Here is a 15641-nt window from a genome sequence, read left to right as displayed (position 1 = left end):
CTGAAGGCTAAGCCGCCTAGGCAGGCCCAGGACCGGCCAGGGCTTTTTCGTTAATAGGTGCCAGCGCGGCCTTAACAGGTGGGGTTGAAGCCTGACGCCTGAGCCAGCCACCAAGAAGAAGGGGCCAAACCTGGACGAGTTCCTAAAGCAACTAGAGATGGCGCTGCGCAGCGATGGGCAGCCCCAGGCAGGAGGTCAGAACAGAGCTAATGATGAGCGCAAATCTAAGTCCTTTACCAGCTCGGGAGAGAAGAACAGTGATAACAGTAGAGCTCCAGCAAAACAGGCCCAGAGGCGGCTGGAGCCCGCCACAGGTAAGAGAGGCGCCAGGAGCATACTGGACTTTATGAGCGAGCCTAACGTTCAGGAGCTGCCGCAGGCCCCCCAGAGGCCAGCGGCTGAGCAGAACGACAACAAGCAGGAGCCCCGCGAGGCCCCAGCTAGGGCGCAGGAGGGGCAGCCAAGAGGCGAGCCTGAGCCCAGCGAGGCCAAGCTCCCAGAGACCTACGCCTGGTACGCCAGCTCCAAGGACTACCTTGTTGAGGCTCAGAAAGGTCAGAAGGCCCCGGGCCAGTGGTGGCTCTTCCAGGAGGAGACATACGTGGCCCAGGCGTCAGGCTACCTGCTTGAGGTTAGATATGACGGCGACCTGGGCAAGGCCGTTGCCTTCATATATGACCCCTCGACAAGCCGCGTGGTTAAGTGGGTTGACAGGACTGGCCACAAGCCCTACTTCCTGACTAACATGGAGCTTGGGGAGGACGGCAGGCCCCCTATAGACCTGACCAAGTACAAGTCCTTCAGCAACCTTGCCGTGGTCACCAAGAGGGACCCCATCACTAACCGCGACGTGAAGCTAACCAAGATAATAACTAACGACCCCCTGGCCGTCAAGTCCCTGAGGACCGTGCTTGCAGAGAAGGGCTACAGGGTGTGGGAGGCTGACATAAAGTACTTCCTTAACTACATCTACGACAACCAGCTCATACCGGGCATGCCTTATGAGGTGGCTGACAGCTGGAGGCAGAGGAACTGGAGGCGCAGTGAGGAGCTTGAGAAGCTCATAAGGGAGTCCTTCACCGAGGACCTGAAGGACATGGCGCTTGACTGGCAGTACATATTTGAGGAGCCGTCGCCCAAGGTACCTAAGGTGGCCTTTGACATAGAGGTCGTGGCCCCAGGGGAGGGCCGCTTCCCTGAGCCCAAGGAGGCTGACATGCCGGTAATGAGCGTCTCCATAGTTGACGACAAGGGCAACAGGTCCGTGCTCCTCCTGGCAAGGCCTGGAAGCCGGTTCAGCGGCAAGCAGAGGGTCGACGGCGAGGTTGAGCTCTTCGACAGCGAGAGGGCCATGCTTCTTGAGCTGCTGAGGAGACTGAGCCACTACGCCGTGGTGTTCACGTTCAACGGTGACAACTTTGACGTGCCGTACATCTACAACAGGCTGATAAACCTCGGCGTGAGGCCTGAGGACATACCAATAGCGTTCCTCCAGGACTACGTGACCTTCAAGGGGAGGCTGCACGTGGACCTTCACAGGGTCTTTGACATAAAGGCCCTGCAGAGCTACGCCTTCGGCAACAAGTACAGGGAGAAGAGCCTCGAGGCTGTATCTGAAGCTCTCCTTGGCCAGACCAAGCGTGAGATAAGCACGTTCCTTAATGACGTGAGCCTTGACGAGCTGGCCGCCTATAACCTCCAGGACTCCGTGCTCACTATGGGCCTCGTAACCTTTAACAACGAGCTGACGTGGAACCTGCTGGTCCTCCTGATGAGAATAAGCAAGTCAGGCCTTGAGGAGGTCTCAAGGTCCCAGGTCTCGGCCTGGATAAAGAGCACCCTGTACTGGGAGCACAGGCGGAGGGGCCTGCTGATACCGAGCAGGGAGGACATAGAGAGGATGATAGGCAAGCAGGCCCCGAGGAGCGCAGCCATAATAAAGGACAAGAAGTACAGGGGCGCCATAGTGCTCCAGCCGCCCCAGGGCGTGTTCTTCAATGTGATAGTGCTTGACTTCGCGAGCCTGTACCCGTCGGTCATAAGGAACTGGAACCTGAGCTATGAGACCGTTGATAACCCCTACTGCCAGAAGTACGTAGAGGCACCCGAGGTCGGGCACAAGATATGCATGGACAGGAAGGGCATTTCAAGCCAGCTCGTGGGGCTGCTGAGGGACTTCAGGGTTAAGGTGTACAAGAGGAAGGCCAAGGACAAGAACCTAAGCGAGGAGGAGAGGCTCTGGTACGAGACTGTTCAGGCGGCTATGAAGGTATACATAAATGCCAGCTACGGGGTCTTTGGTAACGAGGCCTTCGCGCTCTACAGCCTCCCAGTGGCTGAGAGCGTCACGGCAATAGGCAGGGCAACGCTCCTCGAGACCCTGCGCAAGGCCTCGGAGCTGAACCTGCACATACTTTACGGGGACACGGATAGCCTCTTCGTCTGGGACCCGCCGAAGGACGCCCTTAATGAGATAATAAAGTACGTACAGGAGAAGCTTGGTATGGACCTTGACATAGATAAGACCTTCAGGCTGGTGCTCTTCAGTGGCCTCAAGAAGAACTACGTCGGCTTTGACGGGGACAGCTACATAATAAAGGGCATGGTAGCCAAGAAGAGCAACACGCCTGAGTTCATAAAGTCTGAGACGGCGGACGTTATGAAGATACTGGGCAGCCTGCAGCGCCCTGAGGACCTGGAGAAGACTCTGGACCTGCTCAGGGAGAAGGTGCAGGAGATCTACACTAAGCTCAGGAGGAGGGAGTACACGCTAGACCAGCTGGCCATATCAGTCATGCTGAGCAAGGACCCAATGGAGTACAAGAAGAACACCCCGCAGCACGTCAAGGCGGCTCTGCTCCTCATAAATGAGGGCGTCCCGGTCAGCAGGGGTGACATAATATCGTTTGTGAAGACTAAGGACAAGGTAGGCGTTAAGCCCGTGAGGCTTGCAAGGTTAGCTGATGTTGACACGGCCAAGTACCTGGAGTACGTGAGGTCTGCCTTTGAGCAGTTCCTGCTCGCCTTTGGAGTCAGATGGGATGAGATGACAGGCGTCAAGAAGCTCCTCTAAAGCGTCAGCCCTCACACGGTTCCTCATCCCATGGGTCAGGCCGAAGTCGCTCTTCATCCGCCACACAGCTAGCTGTGGAAGGAGTTTAAGTGCTCTAGGTTTTACCAAAACAAATGGAAGGCCTTTCTGCTAAGGGAGAGGGTAAAGAATGACATAAAGAAAATAATGGGAGAGATTATAGGGCCTCTGCTATCACTTGGGGCTCCTTATGCCCCACAGCTTCCTGGCTGTGACCTTGAGGCCCGCGCTTATGGCATCAAGTATCTTGGGGTTAAGCTGCATCCTAGCCCTTGCTGGAGGCGGTGATATCTTGCTCAGCTGCAGGCCCAGGCTCAGCACAGAGCTTAGCACCTCGCGGGAGCCTGGATACTTGGTGCCCCCTATTAGGTCGGCAAAGTACGGCGCCCACGCGGTCGGATCCCTGCTCCTCCTGGTGATAACCAGGAAGCCTCCAACTGCGGCGCCGACCTCGGGCTTTATCTTGTACGAGGTGTAGTTCCCGGTGCTGGCCTCCTCCTCTATGTAGTTGCCGTTCTTAAGCGCGGTGGAGAGCATGTCAAACAGCTGCTGGGCCTTCCTGCCGCCTATCCTTACCAGGGTGGCCTCCCTTCCCTGAGATCCTGGCCCCCTGAACTGTATGATCAGGCCCCTTGCCGTCTTCCTGAGCACTAGCCTGTACAGCACTGGCTTGGAGCTCTCCTCAGCCGCCAACCTAGCTCACCTCCACGACTCACCAGATCAGTGGCAGCCAGCTAAATTATAGTTTTCCTCCGCGAAACAGGGGCTATCAACTTCTGCGAACATTGTCCGGAAATACCGTCATGTGAGGCTTCATAATTTAAAAGTCAAAAACGATAACCTGTGACCGATTAACTGGTCATTTCATTTATTGGACCTCCAGCCAGCGGCATAAGCTATGGCCGTGCCCAGGAGTACGACAGCTACGTTTACTGCAAGCGACAGGACGCCTATGTATAGCGGGTACCCAAACACAGGGTACGCCGACTTTGTCAACGGGCCAAAGTGATTAGCCAGGAGCAGCAGGTATATGCCTGAGAACATACCGGCGACCCACCCTGCAATTAGGGAGTACTTGTTCAGCTTCCTCGTCAGGAGGCCCAGGAAGACCGGCGGGAGGGTCTGCAGTATTATTATTCCTCCGGTGAGCTGGAGCTGGATGGCGTAGGTCAGCGGGGTCACGAAGACGAAGCCGAGGGCCAGGAACTTGAAGAAGACCGAGGCCCACTGCGCCGCCCTCGTCTCCCCCCTCTCGCTGAGCCTGAAGAACGGCTTTATTAAGTTCCTGACCAGCAGGTTGGCCTGAGCTATGGCCATTATTGCCGCTGGTACCATGCCACCTACGAATATGCCCAGGAGCACTATGCCGGCGAACCATGATGGCAAGGTAGCCACGGCGAGGGCCGGGACCGCTAACAGGCCCCTCTCGGCCGGCGGGAACTGGGCGAGCAGGCTCTCGGCCCCTGGGGAGGCATAAACCAGTATGCCGAGCAGCGCAAGTATTGCGAGCCCTATGCCGTAAATGGGTAAAAGCGCTGTGCTGTACCTAAGCGCCTTCCTGGACTCTGAGCTGAGGGAGCCATTAACAGCGTGCGGGTAAAGGTAAAGCGCCAGCGCGCTCCCTATAAAGAGGCTCTCATAGGCTGAGGCGAACGCAGGCTTAAGGTAGTCAACACCGCTGACAAGGTTATGCTTGGCGGCCACGCTGAAGGCCGTGGAGAAGCCGCCGTTTATAGAGAGCGGCACCAGGACCACAAGCGATATGACTCCCAGCCACACCAGGGCGTCCTTGAACACAGCTCCAAGGGCCGAGCCCCTGAGGCCGCTGGTGTAGGTGAAGGCTGCAAGTATTATGAATGCCACCACCAGAGCTATCTCGGAGACCTCTTTGGCGCTTGAGAGGCCCGCCATCATGACCTCAAGCACAGCCCTCATGCCGTCAATCTGAAGCGCTATGTAGGGCAGCTCGGCTACTATGCCAGTCAGGGCAACCAGTATGGCCAGCGTCACGGAGTTGAACTGGTCCTGGACGAAGTCAGCTGCCGTTATGTAGCCCTTTTCCCTTGACTTGTCCCACAGCATAGTCATAAACAGCATGGCGACTGCGAAGGTTATGGAGACGTAGGGCACCGCAAAGAAGGCCAGGGCGCCCTGAGCGTACTCTAGTGACGGAACCGCTACAAAGGTGTACGCCGTGTAAAGGTCAGCGCCTATGAGGAACCAGGCAAGGAACACTCCAAGCCTCCTGCCAGCCAGGGCCCACTCGTGCAGCTGGGCTAAGTTGCCTCTCCTCCACCTGGCCCCATAGAAGCCCAGGAACACAAAGACTACGAAGAGCGCCCAGAAGGTAACCCAGCCGGCTGTGCCTAACAAGCTGCCTCACCTCCCGCTAAGCCACCTCTCCCACAGGACTGCGGCTATGATGAACAACAGCGATGATATGGCCAGCCAGAGCGTCTGGTACCAGTAGAAGAACGGAACGCCCCCAAGGGACGGGCTGGCAAAGTCGTAAGTAGTGTACGCCATGTAGACTACGAGGGGTATTATAAGAAGTATCGCAATCACCACCTTCTGTCCTACCGTAAGCCCCTTGCTCACTTTCACCGCCAGGATTTCTTTGAAAACTGTATACAATTTTAAGTCTTTCCCTTTAAAGCTAACATATACCACACTTCCTTTTGCTAAACTTCTTGGTAGACATAAGGCCCGCGCGTAGTCCAAACCCTATTTAACTAAGGTTGAGAAGCAGGAAAGGGGGTCCGGCGTTGCAGGAGGCCGGCGAGGGCTATCCAAGGAAGTTAGTGGTCGATGACATAGGTAACATGTGGGTAGAGTATGACAAGCAGAGCGACACGCTGTATATAGGGTTCAGCGACAAGGAGGCCGAGGAGAGCTTTATGCTAGATGACGGCACAATAGTCAACATAAGCGGTAATGAGCTGATAAGCATAGTTATACAGAATGCCAGCAGCAGGCTTAACCTTTAGCTGCCCTTTCTTGCCTTAGAGGAGGCCCTGATCAGCACCTCCTGTATCAGCCTCGTCACCCTCCCGACTCCATCAAGGTCCTCGCTTACGTCAACTACCCTGCTGGCCTCCTTCAGGAGCTCCCTCTCCCTCCTCGAGCCCGCCATGATGTAGTAGCCCAGGAGGGCCTCCATGTAGTCGTCCCTTGTAAGGCAACAGCCGACGAGCGCCTCGTACTCCATAGTGGCCTTCTCTATCCCTTCCCTGGCGCTCCTGAGGGACCTGATGGTCTCCTCCATCTGCTCTACCATGCTCTCCTTCTCCTCATCCCTCAGCGACATGTACTGGTTCAGCTGCCCCCTCATCCTCTCCAGGAGGTCCGCGTGCTCCTGGAGGGCCTGGGCTATCTTATTGACGTTGAACTGAAGAAGCTCAGCTATGTTGTTACAGTTTACTTTGCAGCCACTCACTTCGGGGACCTCACGGACACGGTGCTCCTGTCAGCTATTCCGTGTCCCTTCATTTCGTCGGGGTTGGCCCACACCGAGGTGTCATCGTCGGTGGACTCATCTATGACAGCCTTGAACCTGAGCCTTATCTTGCCTCCCACGGCTATCTCAGCCTCATCAGTTATGCCGAGCTCCGTGGCCAGCTTCTTCGAGATCCTCAGCGTCCCCTGCTCAACCGCGGGGTCGTGTATGAGCTTCACCCTCTTCTCCTGCAGCTTGGTCTGCTTTGAGTAGAGGGCCGACGCGGGAGGTATGAAAGACAACATCTTGCCTATGTCCACCTTACCCTCGTCACCGGAGCTCATGATCTCTACCCTTCAGGCTCTACAGGCTTCCCAAGCTGAGCTATGTCCGCCAAGTTATAAATAAATTTCTTCAAGGCCTCGGGCGCGTCCTCAAGCCTGAGCCTGACCTGACGCCACGTGTCCCTGTCCCTCAGAGTCACTGTGCCATCCTCAAGGGTCTGGTAGTCAACCGTGAAGGCCGCGGGCACGCCTATTTCGTCAGCCCTAGCGTACCTCTTGCCGATGCTGCCCGAGTCGTCATAGAGCACGGTGAAGCCCGCGGAGACCAGGAGGTCCCTGAGCTGCCTGGCCTTGGACTCGAGCTTCTCCTCGCCCTCTATAAGCGGGAACACCGCAGCGTCAACAGGTGCCAGGTACCTTGGCAGGGAGAGCACTACCCTGCCCTCCCTCTCCCTGTAGGCCCTTTCTAGGGCCACGTAGAGCAGCCTGTCAGTGCCGAATGAGGGCTCAACCACGTGAGGGATGTAGCTCCTGCCGCTGACCTTCTGCTCAACCTCAACTATCTTAACTGCCGAGGCGGGGAACTCGAAGTCCCCTACCCTGAGCTTGCCGCTCTCCCTGAGCTGCCTCTCCGCCTCCTCCGCGGGCAGGGACTCAGCCAGCTTGATGGCCTCAGAAGCCCTTGACCTGTAGGTGCGGCCCGCGTAAGCCAGGTCCACAAGCACCTTCTTGACCTTCTCAACGCGGGGCTCCTTGTAAGGCTCGAACACCTTTAGGTCCTGCCCGCTGTACTTCATGTGCCTGCTGAGGTCGTAGTCGCCCCTGTAGGCATACCCAGCCACCTCAACCCAGCCCCACCTTGAGGTCTTGACCAGCTGGTCAAAGACCTGCGTGGCGTAGTGGGCCTTCTCCTTGGGCCCCTTCTCCTCAAAGAAGGTCTCGTCCTCGGGCACGCCTATGTACTTAACTAGGTCAAGGCCCACTGCCATCCAATACGCCATGCACGGGTGCACCACCACCTTCTTCTCTATGAGCTCCCTCACGGTGAACTCCTGGGGCTCCCCGCCCTCAAGGCGAACCTTGTACTGTCTGACCCTTAGCTTGCGGTCCAGGACCCTGTCAAGGTTTGGACAGCTGTCGCTCTGGGGGTCGAAGAAGAACTCCATCTCCATTATTGTGAAGTCCCTCAGCCTTATCATGCCCTGCCTTGGGCTTATCTCGTTCCTGCCGACCCTGCCCACCTGGGCTATGCCGAGCGGCATCCTGTTCCTCATGGACTCAAGGACCCTCCTGAAGCTGGTGAACATGCCCTGGGCCAGCTCTGGCCTTATGTAGCCGACGCTTCCCTCGTAGGGGCCTATCTGAGTCTTGAAGAGGAGGTTGAAGGTGCCCACATCTGAGAGCTCCCCTCCGCAGACGGGGCACCTTATGTTGTTCTCCCTTATCTTCCTGGTCAGCTCCTCAGGGCTCAGCCCCTCAGCGCTGACCTTAAGGACTTCCTCCACCAGGTGGTCAGCCCTGTATATCCTGCCGCACTTGGTGCACTTGACAACGGGGTCTGTGAAGTTCTCAACGTGACCGCTCGCCTCGTAAACTATGGAGGGCCCCACGGCTGGAGTCTCTATCTCAACTACGTAGTCCTGGTGGTTGAACACGAAGAACTTTCTCCAGGCCTCTATTATCTTCCGCTTCACGGCCAGCCCGTAAGGGCCTATGTCATAAAATCCGGCGAGCCCGCCGTATATCTCATAGCTGGGCCAGAAGAACCCCCTCCTCTTGGCCAGGTCGACAATCTTGTCATAGATGTCTTCCTCTGTCAATCCTGTTCACTTCCCGCGTTCCCTCTGTGCATGAGGTTTTAATCTATTGAAGCGACATGACCAAGGGGGCTGAGATGGGGCTCGGAAGGCTTTACATAACCACGGCTAACAGGCAGTTCGCCGGAATAGAGGGCAACCCGAAGTCCAAGTACAGGATAATAGGGGTCCCCTACGACTCCACGACGAGCTTTAGACCGGGCACCAGGTTTGGCCCTGACGCCGTCAGGCTCGCGGCGGCCGGTCTTGAGAGCAACAGCGCCTTCATAAAGGACGTCTACCTTGAGGACCTGTCGCCCTTCGATGAAGGGGACGTGGCTGTCTCCATAGGGGACACGGGCGAGACCCTAGCTAGGGTGGAGGCCGCGGTGAGGGAGCTGGCCTCTTCTGGCCTCCCGGTCATGTTAGGCGGCGAGCACACGATAACCCTAGGCGCACTCAGGGCCCTGGCCGACAGGAGGCCCTGCGTTGTCATGTTTGACGCGCACCTGGACCTCAGGAACGAGTACCTCGGCCTCAAGGTGGGGCACGCGACCTTTATGAGGAGGGCGCTGGAGCAGGTTAACATACCTAAGCTAATTTACATAGGCGCCAGGGCGTTCTCAAGGGAGGAGCTTGAGTTCGCCAGGTCCAAGGACAACATAATAACGATCTTCGGGCCCTCGGACATAATGACTCTGGGTCCCGTTAACGTGGCCTCCAACGTGCTCTCGGCCCTTAAGGGCTGCGAGAGCACCTATGTAACCGTTGACATGGACGCCTTTGATCCCGCCTACGCCCCAGGCGTGGGCAACCCGGAGCCCCTGGGCCTCACGCCCTACGAGGGGCTCTACCTGGTGTCCCGCATAGTTGACGAGAGGCTAGTTGGAGTAGACGTTGTTGAGGTCTCCCCCCACTACGACCCGGGAGGTGGCACGGCGGCGCTCGCGGCCAAGGTCCTAATAGAAGCTATGCTCAAGCACTATACGTCGCAGGCGAGGGCCTCTAAATAGCGTAGACCCTCCTCGGGGCAACTATGGTCGAGGGCGCCCTCACCTTAACGAACACCCTGTAGCCGCACATTGGGCACACCATGCTGTAGTACCGGCTCAGCTCGCTCTTGCTGGCCTTGTAGCCGCACCTGAGGCACATGTAGTAGACCTCCCTCGGCTTAATGCCGTAAAGCTCCACCTCCCCGGTCTCACCTGCTCCCTGGGCCTCGCCCTCGTTTGTAGGCTCCTCTGACACCTTAGGCTACCCTAAAGGTAGCGGCCCGGCAAACGTATATATCCTTAGCTACAGCCTATCAGCAAGAGAGGGAGGGGTGGCTGCAAAAACCCATGTCTGAGAACCTGGAGTGTGGAGGGCTGCCTCCTGAGATCTGCGAGCAGCTTAACGCAGAGCAGCAGATTATCAAGATAAGGCTTGAGGTAAGGAAGTTCAACAAACAGGTCACCGTTATAGAGGGCATAGACAGTAAGCAGTTCAACCTCAAAGAGATAGCCTCAAAGCTGAAGAGCGAGCTGGCCGCCGGCGGCACCTACAAGGATGGAAGGATAGAGATACAGGGCGACCACAGGAGGAGGGTCAAGGAGATCCTTGTCAAGATGGGCTTCCCTGAAGAGAACATAATGATAATAGAGTGAGTTTCCTCACACATACTTGCCTTAAGCTCAAGGCTTTTTTAAATGGCTGGCTACCCTAGCCAGCTAGGGGCTATATTGCGGCCAATAGGCGTCTACGTGGGCGGTTCTACGCTCACGTCAACAATTCCAGGCCTTAGCATAGCTGGCCCCTCTCCTGAGGGAACCCTCTACACTCCCACGCTTGACCTTGAGTACCTCGTGCTCGGGCTTCCTAGGTCTATGAAAGTGATCCCCATGACTCCCGACGGCCTGCCCACGCCGGCGCTGATAACTAGGGCCGTGCTTGAGCTCATGAAGGTTCCTTACCTTGTAGTCGACGCTGGCACCTACTATGGAATAAGGGCGCCCCACGTAAGGCTTCCCAGCGCTAGACATGGGGGGAACATAGCTGAGGGGCCCGCAATGCCTGAGGGGACCGCCAGGTCACTCTTTGAGGAGGCGAGGACCCTAGGGAGGCTCATATCAAGAGGTCATGACGTCGTCCTCATAGGCGAGACAATACCTGGCGGCACCACCGTGGCGGCGGCAATAATGAGCGCTGTCGGCCTGGATGGCGTGAACTACGTGAGCAGCGCCTCTCCAGACAACCCCAGGGACCTGAAGCGGCAGGTAGTGTCTAAGGCGCTCAGCAGGGTCAGCAGGGGGTCAGACATATTCAGCATAGTTGACGCCGTCGGCGACCCTGTCCACGTCACCATGGCGGGCGTGGCCCTTGGAGCTATGGAGGAGGGGGCCTCCGCTGTGCTGGCTGGGGGAACCCAGATGGGGGCAGTGCTGGCCATCCTTAAGGGCGCTGGCGTCGACACAAGCAGGCTCTCCCTCTGGACGACCAGGTGGATCCTTAACGACAGGACGTCAAACATAAGGGCGATAGCTGAGGCCTTTGGCGTCAGGGACCTGGAGGGGTCCGAGGTTGACTTTGCTGACTCGCCCTTTGAGGGACTGAGGATGTTTGAGAGGGGCTTCGTTAAGGAGGGGGTAGGCGCCGGGGGCACCATGGTTTTAGCCGCTAAGATGGGCTTTGACGTTAGTAGCGTTAAGTCGGCTATATACTCGGAGTACAAGAGGTTAAAGGACCTTGGTAGCGCTTGAGCTGGGCGACAGGTACCTTATAGTAAACTTTGACTCCCCCATGCACTTGCTCACCACGGCCCACCCAGAGGGCCTGGTGAGGTCCTCAAGGGTTGTAATTTACCAGGTCACTGACTCCGATGACCTTTCAAGGCCTGAGAAGTTCAAGGACGAGGTCAGGAAGTCCTTGGGCCTCAGCGGGAGCGACCCAGTGATGCTCACCGCGGCCGACGTGAGCGGGTACAGGAAAGCTACAGACGGGAATTATGGAGTTGTCGCCACCGTGGGCCTCTCCCACCCCTCATGCCATAACATGGGACTAACGTACGCCCCGCTCACGCCCTCCACCATAAATGTAGTTGCCTGGGTCCCTGAGAGGCTGACCATGTCAGCAATGTTAGACCTTCTCAGGGTCGTGGCCGAGACTAAGGCCGCCGCCTCGGCGGACCTGATGCTCAGGTGCGAGGGCGGGAGGGCTACAGGCACTGTAAGCGACGCCATAACTGTGGCCGCAACCCTGGACCCCTCAGGTGCGCTGTGGGCTGGGCAGGCAACCACAATAGGCTCCAGGGTGGCGTCCCTTGTCTATAGGGCGATCACCTCAGAGAGGCCCCCGCGCGAGCAGGTGCTCTCGTGGGCCCTGGGCCTCAGCCTCGAGGAGCTAGTAGATGATGCCATGAAACTGTACAGGTCAGCCCCCGTGCCCAGCGTGGCTGAGGACAAGGTCAAGGAAATGGTTGCGCGCGAGCTCGATCATCTGCTCCAGGACCCGAACGTCTGGGCCTTCATAGTTGCCGCGAGGGAGAACGACATTAGGGGTCAGGAGGGCCTGCTGCCGGGCCTCAGCCCTGACGAGTTCGCAGCTGACAGCAAGAAGGTGATAGCCGACGAGCTTCTCGCCACGGCGCTGAGCCTCTACATAAATGGCTTCAAGGCGCTAACTGCCACATATTGGGCTGACACACTGAAGGACAGGCTTGGCCTCAGGCTAGCCGCGCTGCCAATGTTTGAGGACGACATAGCTGCGTCCCTGGCAGCCTCGGTCCTCTCAAGGGTCTATGACAGGCTCCTGGGCGAGGGCCATGATTGAGGTGGCAGCTATAATGGCTGGAGGCCTTGGTTCAAGGCTTGGAGGCCCATGGAAGCCCGCGGTTCAGGTCTGCGGGAGGCCCCTCATAAGCCATGTAATGGACGCCGCGTCGTCCGTGTCAAGGCTCACGCTCATAGTGGCGTCGCCGGCCTCCCTGGAGTACCTGAGGGGGCTGCCCCTCCCGCCTCGCTTTGCTGAGCTTGTGCTAGACGGCAGCGGGTACGGCTATGACCTTAGAAGGCTGCTCAACGCCGTGAGGCCAAGGCCCCTGCTGGTGCTTCCAGCTGACCTATACGGCCTGAGGGCCAGGGACCTCGAGGAGGCCTACCGAGCTAGCCTAGAAGTCGCAGAGCCCGTGGTGACTGTGAGGGCCCGCGGCAAGTACGTCGGCATCTCCATCTTCAAGGGTTACAGCTATGATAGGTGGGTCGACGTGGATATAGACATGGATGTTATAAATGTCAACGACGGTGAGTCCCTTGAGGAGGCCCGCAGCAGGTGCAAGTAGAGGCCACGGAGGGGCCGCTCCCCCGGGCGCTTTAGACTTCAGCGCCCCCGCCAACCCCCTAGGCCCCCCGCCCGGACTGAGAGCCGCTGTCAACGAGTGCGCTGCCCTGGGCTCTTACCTCAGGTACCCCTCCCCAAGTGATTACATGAACCTCCTCAGGGCTGCCTCCGAGTTCCTAAATGTCGATGAGGATCACATAGTGCTTTCCAACGGCTCAGCCGAGCTGCTGTCCCTGATACCGCTCCCACTCAGGGCCAGGAGCCTTGTGGTGGTGGAGCCCAACTTCGGTGACCACGAACTACTTGCTAGGGCCGCATCCCTCGAGCTTGTTAGGGTCACAATGAGGCCCCTAGGCAACGCCTTCGCCTTTGACGAGGACATGGTCATTAAGGCTGCCAGGGCCACAAGGAGACCCGCCGTGCTCGTGATCTCCAGGCCCAACAACCCCACGGGCCTCGCGGCTGACGAGAAGTCCATAGATCGCATAGCCTCGTCCCTGCCCAATAACGTCTGGATGGTTGTTGACGAGGCCTTCGTGGACCTCTGCCCCGGCTGCCGCAGCCTGGGGGACCGCGAGGACATCGTAGTGCTCAGGTCGTTCACCAAGAGCCTCTCGTCACCGGGCCTCAGGCTAGGGGCCATGGTAACTGCGAACAGGAGGGCCCTTGAGGTTGTGGCGGGCTCCATGCAGGCCTGGCCCATAGATTCAATAACCGCCTGCTCGCTCTCTAAGGTCCTTGCACTTAAGTCAACAGCGCTTCACGTGGAGCGGGGGAGGGAGCTGGTCAGGCAGGAGCTGCCAAGGGTTACCTCAGCCCTGAGGTCCATGGGGCTCGTGGCCTTCGACTCCTCAGCCCCATACGTTCTGCTCCGACACCAGCCGCCAAACCCTCACTTCCAGAGGTCCCTGCTGGGCCAAGGCTTTTACATAAGGGACGCCTCCACCTTCTACTCACTGGACGGCCACTACTCGAGAATCTCTATCAGGGCCCCCGCGGAGAACAATGCCCTCATAAAGGCCATCGGGGTGGTCCTGGGTTGGGGCTGAAGGACCTCCTGGCCCTGTTCACCAGGCTCCCCGTTGGGGCTGGGAACCTTGAGGCCGCCGCCTCAAGCTTCTACATGGTGCCGGTGGTAGGCCTCGTAGAGGGTATTATAGTTTCGCTCCTAGGCCTTGCCGTGTCAGCTATTAAGCCCGTGCCATTGCTCGCGGCGTCAGTAATGATAGCAGCTCATGTCGCTGTAACAGGGGGGCTCCACCTGGACGGGCTGGCGGACTACAGCGATGTTTTGGGCTCGGGCCTGAGGGGCGAGGAGGCGGTGAAGGTCCTTAAGGATCCCAGAAGGGGGTCCTTCGCTATCATATCAGTGGCCGTTGCCCTGCTTGCCAGGTTCTCGGCATTATACTATCTCTACAGGGACCCAGCAATCATAATAGCCGCATACACCTCGTCCCTGGAGGCTTCCTTCGTCGCCGCCAGGGCTGGGGTTCAGGAGCCCTACGATGGCATGGCCTCCCACTTTGAGAGGGCCGCCAAGGACAGCCGGCAGCTTATGTTAAACGTACTGATTTACCTTATAATAATGGCTACCATAGCAGTCGTGAGGCCGCTTAGCATAATAAGCGCACTGGCCCTGTTAGTAGGCCTCGTCGTGGCCGTCGACGCGAACTCAAGGCTTGGTTTTGTCAACGGTGATGTAATAGGCGCCTCCATAGAGGTCAGCGGGCTAGCGGCCCTGGTCCTGGGTGTCCTGGCTTGATCCTGCCCAGGTTCCTCTACCCAGGGCCGTTAGAGCTCCTCTCAGCGCTGGCCCTCGCAATAGCCCTTGACATAGTCTACCCCTACCACAGCGGCCTCATGCTGAAGGTGCACCCTGTCCACACCTCCTACTTCATGGCGCTCAGGCTCTACAGGCCCTTCGCGTCACGCGCGCGGGGCATTATAATATGGGCTGCCGTGATGTCGTCTCACCTGGTAGCCTACGCGGCCGCGCTTTACCTTGCATACAGGCTCGGCCCGATTGCATGGGTTCTCGTGGCAGGCTACATAACTAAGACGTCGGCGTCCCTGAGGCTACTTATAGACGAGGTGAGCGGCGCTGGGAAGGCCCTTGAGGAGGGCGACCTAAGCAGGGCCAGGGCCCTGGCCCAGGGCCTTGTGAGGAGGGATTTAAGCAGGGAGGACGCGGGTCACGTGGCCTCAGCTGCCATAGAGTCCCTGGCTGAGAGCCTTAACGACGGCTTCGTCTCCCCCCTCTTCTGGTACGCCCTCCTTGGGCCCCTTGGGGCCCTGGCGCAGAGGATCATAAACACCCTGGACGGCGCCCTGGGCTTCAAGGACCCTGAGCACCTGAAGGTTGGCTGGATGAGCGCGTGGGCTGACACCGTGGCTAACTATATACCAGCAAGGCTCACAGCCGCGCTGATAGTAGCGGCCTCTGCAAGGCTTGCCAGGAGGGCGGCCGCTGCGTGGGCCTCATGCTCAGGGCTGACTGAAAGCAGGAACGCCGGCGCGCCCATGTCGGCCATGGCGGGAAGCCTTGGGGTGACCCTCGAGAAGAGGAGCTCTTACACCCTCTGCCCAGAGTTTGGCAGGCTCCCGGGGCCTCAGGACATAAAGGGGTCCATTAAGATAGCCATAACGTCGGCAGCGCTCATGGTGAGCTGCGAGGCTGTTATTTTAGCCCTGCTGCGCGCCTGAGCGCGGAAGTGAAAGTG

17 protein-coding genes are annotated in these 15641 nt (G+C 58.2%); 10 read left to right on the top strand and 7 right to left on the bottom strand.

The genetic code is table 11. The annotated features are described in order from the left end of the window. The first annotated feature begins 157 nt into the window (after positions 1 to 157). A complete protein-coding gene (locus tag ACZ5GQ_RS02890; protein ID WP_498857130.1) occupies positions 158 to 3073 on the top strand; it encodes a type B DNA-directed DNA polymerase in 2916 nt (971 codons plus the stop codon). 192 nt (positions 3074 to 3265) lie between these two features. Here ACZ5GQ_RS02890 and ACZ5GQ_RS02885 read toward each other — a convergent pair whose 3' ends face one another. From ACZ5GQ_RS02885 to ACZ5GQ_RS02875, 3 genes are all read right to left on the bottom strand, one after another. Then, positions 3266 to 3784 carry a hypothetical protein gene (locus ACZ5GQ_RS02885; protein WP_013266051.1) on the bottom strand — a complete coding sequence of 173 codons (519 nt, stop codon included), beginning with the start codon at positions 3782 to 3784 and terminating at the stop codon, positions 3266 to 3268. Between the two features lie 171 nt (positions 3785 to 3955). Further along, a complete protein-coding gene (locus ACZ5GQ_RS02880; protein ID WP_498857129.1) occupies positions 3956 to 5464 on the bottom strand; it encodes a sodium:solute symporter family protein in 1509 nt (502 codons plus the stop codon). Positions 5465 to 5470: 6 nt separating this feature from the next. Beyond that, complete coding sequence (locus tag ACZ5GQ_RS02875) at positions 5471 to 5689, bottom strand: DUF3311 domain-containing protein (protein ID WP_498857128.1); 219 nt, start codon at positions 5687 to 5689, stop codon at positions 5471 to 5473. 167 nt (positions 5690 to 5856) lie between these two features. Here ACZ5GQ_RS02875 and ACZ5GQ_RS02870 point away from each other — a divergent pair, with 167 nt between their 5' ends. Then, positions 5857 to 6078 (top strand): DUF2283 domain-containing protein, encoded by a 222-nt coding sequence (locus ACZ5GQ_RS02870; protein WP_498857127.1) that lies wholly within the window; start codon positions 5857 to 5859, stop codon positions 6076 to 6078. Here ACZ5GQ_RS02870 and ACZ5GQ_RS02865 read toward each other — a convergent pair. The 3 genes from ACZ5GQ_RS02865 to glyS are packed head-to-tail and all read right to left on the bottom strand — an operon-like array spanning position 6075 to position 8631. Beyond that, on the bottom strand, positions 6075 to 6527 hold the full coding sequence (locus tag ACZ5GQ_RS02865) for a hypothetical protein (RefSeq protein ID WP_498857126.1): 453 nt from the start codon (positions 6525 to 6527) through the stop codon (positions 6075 to 6077). The two genes, ACZ5GQ_RS02870 and ACZ5GQ_RS02865, sit on opposite strands and share 4 nt — an antisense overlap. Then, positions 6524 to 6871, bottom strand: coding sequence for a hypothetical protein (locus ACZ5GQ_RS02860; protein WP_498857125.1), 348 nt, complete (start codon positions 6869 to 6871; stop codon positions 6524 to 6526). The genes ACZ5GQ_RS02865 and ACZ5GQ_RS02860 overlap by 4 nt, the downstream gene beginning before the upstream one ends. Before the next feature lie 5 nt (positions 6872 to 6876). Next, entirely contained in the window at positions 6877 to 8631 is a 1755-nt protein-coding gene (gene glyS, locus ACZ5GQ_RS02855; RefSeq protein ID WP_498857124.1) for a glycine--tRNA ligase, read from the bottom strand. Between the two features lie 56 nt (positions 8632 to 8687). Here glyS and speB point away from each other — a divergent pair, with 56 nt between their 5' ends. After that, positions 8688 to 9620 (top strand): agmatinase family protein, encoded by a 933-nt coding sequence (speB, locus tag ACZ5GQ_RS02850; RefSeq protein WP_498857123.1) that lies wholly within the window; start codon positions 8688 to 8690, stop codon positions 9618 to 9620. Here the strand turns inward: speB and ACZ5GQ_RS02845 are convergent. Continuing rightward, positions 9613 to 9855: a TFIIB-type zinc ribbon-containing protein gene (locus tag ACZ5GQ_RS02845; RefSeq protein ID WP_498857122.1), complete on the bottom strand. Its 243-nt coding sequence runs from the start codon at positions 9853 to 9855 to the stop codon at positions 9613 to 9615. The two genes, speB and ACZ5GQ_RS02845, sit on opposite strands and share 8 nt — an antisense overlap. A gap of 92 nt (positions 9856 to 9947) precedes the next feature. On the opposite strand from ACZ5GQ_RS02845, the gene ACZ5GQ_RS02840 reads away from it, so the two are divergent. The 7 genes from ACZ5GQ_RS02840 to ACZ5GQ_RS02810 all read left to right on the top strand — a co-directional run bounded on the left by ACZ5GQ_RS02840 (position 9948) and on the right by ACZ5GQ_RS02810 (position 15624). After that, the gene (locus tag ACZ5GQ_RS02840; RefSeq protein WP_498857121.1) at positions 9948 to 10253 is read left to right on the top strand and encodes a translation initiation factor; all 306 of its coding nucleotides are present in this window, start codon (positions 9948 to 9950) and stop codon (positions 10251 to 10253) included. Between the two features lie 75 nt (positions 10254 to 10328). Beyond that, positions 10329 to 11345 (top strand): nicotinate mononucleotide-dependent phosphoribosyltransferase CobT, encoded by a 1017-nt coding sequence (cobT, locus tag ACZ5GQ_RS02835; protein ID WP_498857120.1) that lies wholly within the window; start codon positions 10329 to 10331, stop codon positions 11343 to 11345. Then, entirely contained in the window at positions 11332 to 12414 is a 1083-nt protein-coding gene (locus tag ACZ5GQ_RS02830; RefSeq protein ID WP_498857119.1) for an adenosylcobinamide amidohydrolase, read from the top strand. Before cobT ends, ACZ5GQ_RS02830 begins: the two co-directional genes overlap by 14 nt. Further along, complete coding sequence (locus tag ACZ5GQ_RS02825; RefSeq protein WP_498857118.1) at positions 12407 to 12922, top strand: NTP transferase domain-containing protein; 516 nt, start codon at positions 12407 to 12409, stop codon at positions 12920 to 12922. Before ACZ5GQ_RS02830 ends, ACZ5GQ_RS02825 begins: the two co-directional genes overlap by 8 nt. Continuing rightward, positions 12894 to 13970, top strand: coding sequence for a pyridoxal phosphate-dependent aminotransferase (locus ACZ5GQ_RS02820; protein ID WP_498857117.1), 1077 nt, complete (start codon positions 12894 to 12896; stop codon positions 13968 to 13970). The genes ACZ5GQ_RS02825 and ACZ5GQ_RS02820 overlap by 29 nt, the downstream gene beginning before the upstream one ends. Beyond that, positions 13961 to 14683, top strand: a complete 723-nt coding sequence (gene cobS / locus ACZ5GQ_RS02815; protein ID WP_498857116.1) for an adenosylcobinamide-GDP ribazoletransferase — start codon at positions 13961 to 13963, stop codon at positions 14681 to 14683. Before ACZ5GQ_RS02820 ends, cobS begins: the two co-directional genes overlap by 10 nt. Continuing rightward, complete coding sequence (locus tag ACZ5GQ_RS02810; RefSeq protein WP_498857115.1) at positions 14680 to 15624, top strand: CobD/CbiB family cobalamin biosynthesis protein; 945 nt, start codon at positions 14680 to 14682, stop codon at positions 15622 to 15624. The genes cobS and ACZ5GQ_RS02810 overlap by 4 nt, the downstream gene beginning before the upstream one ends. Positions 15625 to 15641: the final 17 nt, after the last annotated feature.

This window comes from Caldococcus noboribetus (assembly GCF_055389385.1).
This window is presented reverse-complemented; position numbering and strand designations above follow the sequence as displayed.

Coding starts and splice junctions, on each gene's coding strand:
- ACZ5GQ_RS02840 (WP_498857121.1), top strand. CDS start 9,948: ATGTCTGAGAACCTGGAGTGTGGAGGGCTGCCTCCTGAGATCTGCGAG.
- ACZ5GQ_RS02825 (WP_498857118.1), top strand. CDS start 12,407: ATGATTGAGGTGGCAGCTATAATGGCTGGAGGCCTTGGTTCAAGGCTT.
- ACZ5GQ_RS02860 (WP_498857125.1), bottom strand. CDS start 6,871: ATGAGCTCCGGTGACGAGGGTAAGGTGGACATAGGCAAGATGTTGTCT.
- ACZ5GQ_RS02890 (WP_498857130.1), top strand. CDS start 158: ATGGCGCTGCGCAGCGATGGGCAGCCCCAGGCAGGAGGTCAGAACAGA.
- speB (WP_498857123.1), top strand. CDS start 8,688: ATGACCAAGGGGGCTGAGATGGGGCTCGGAAGGCTTTACATAACCACG.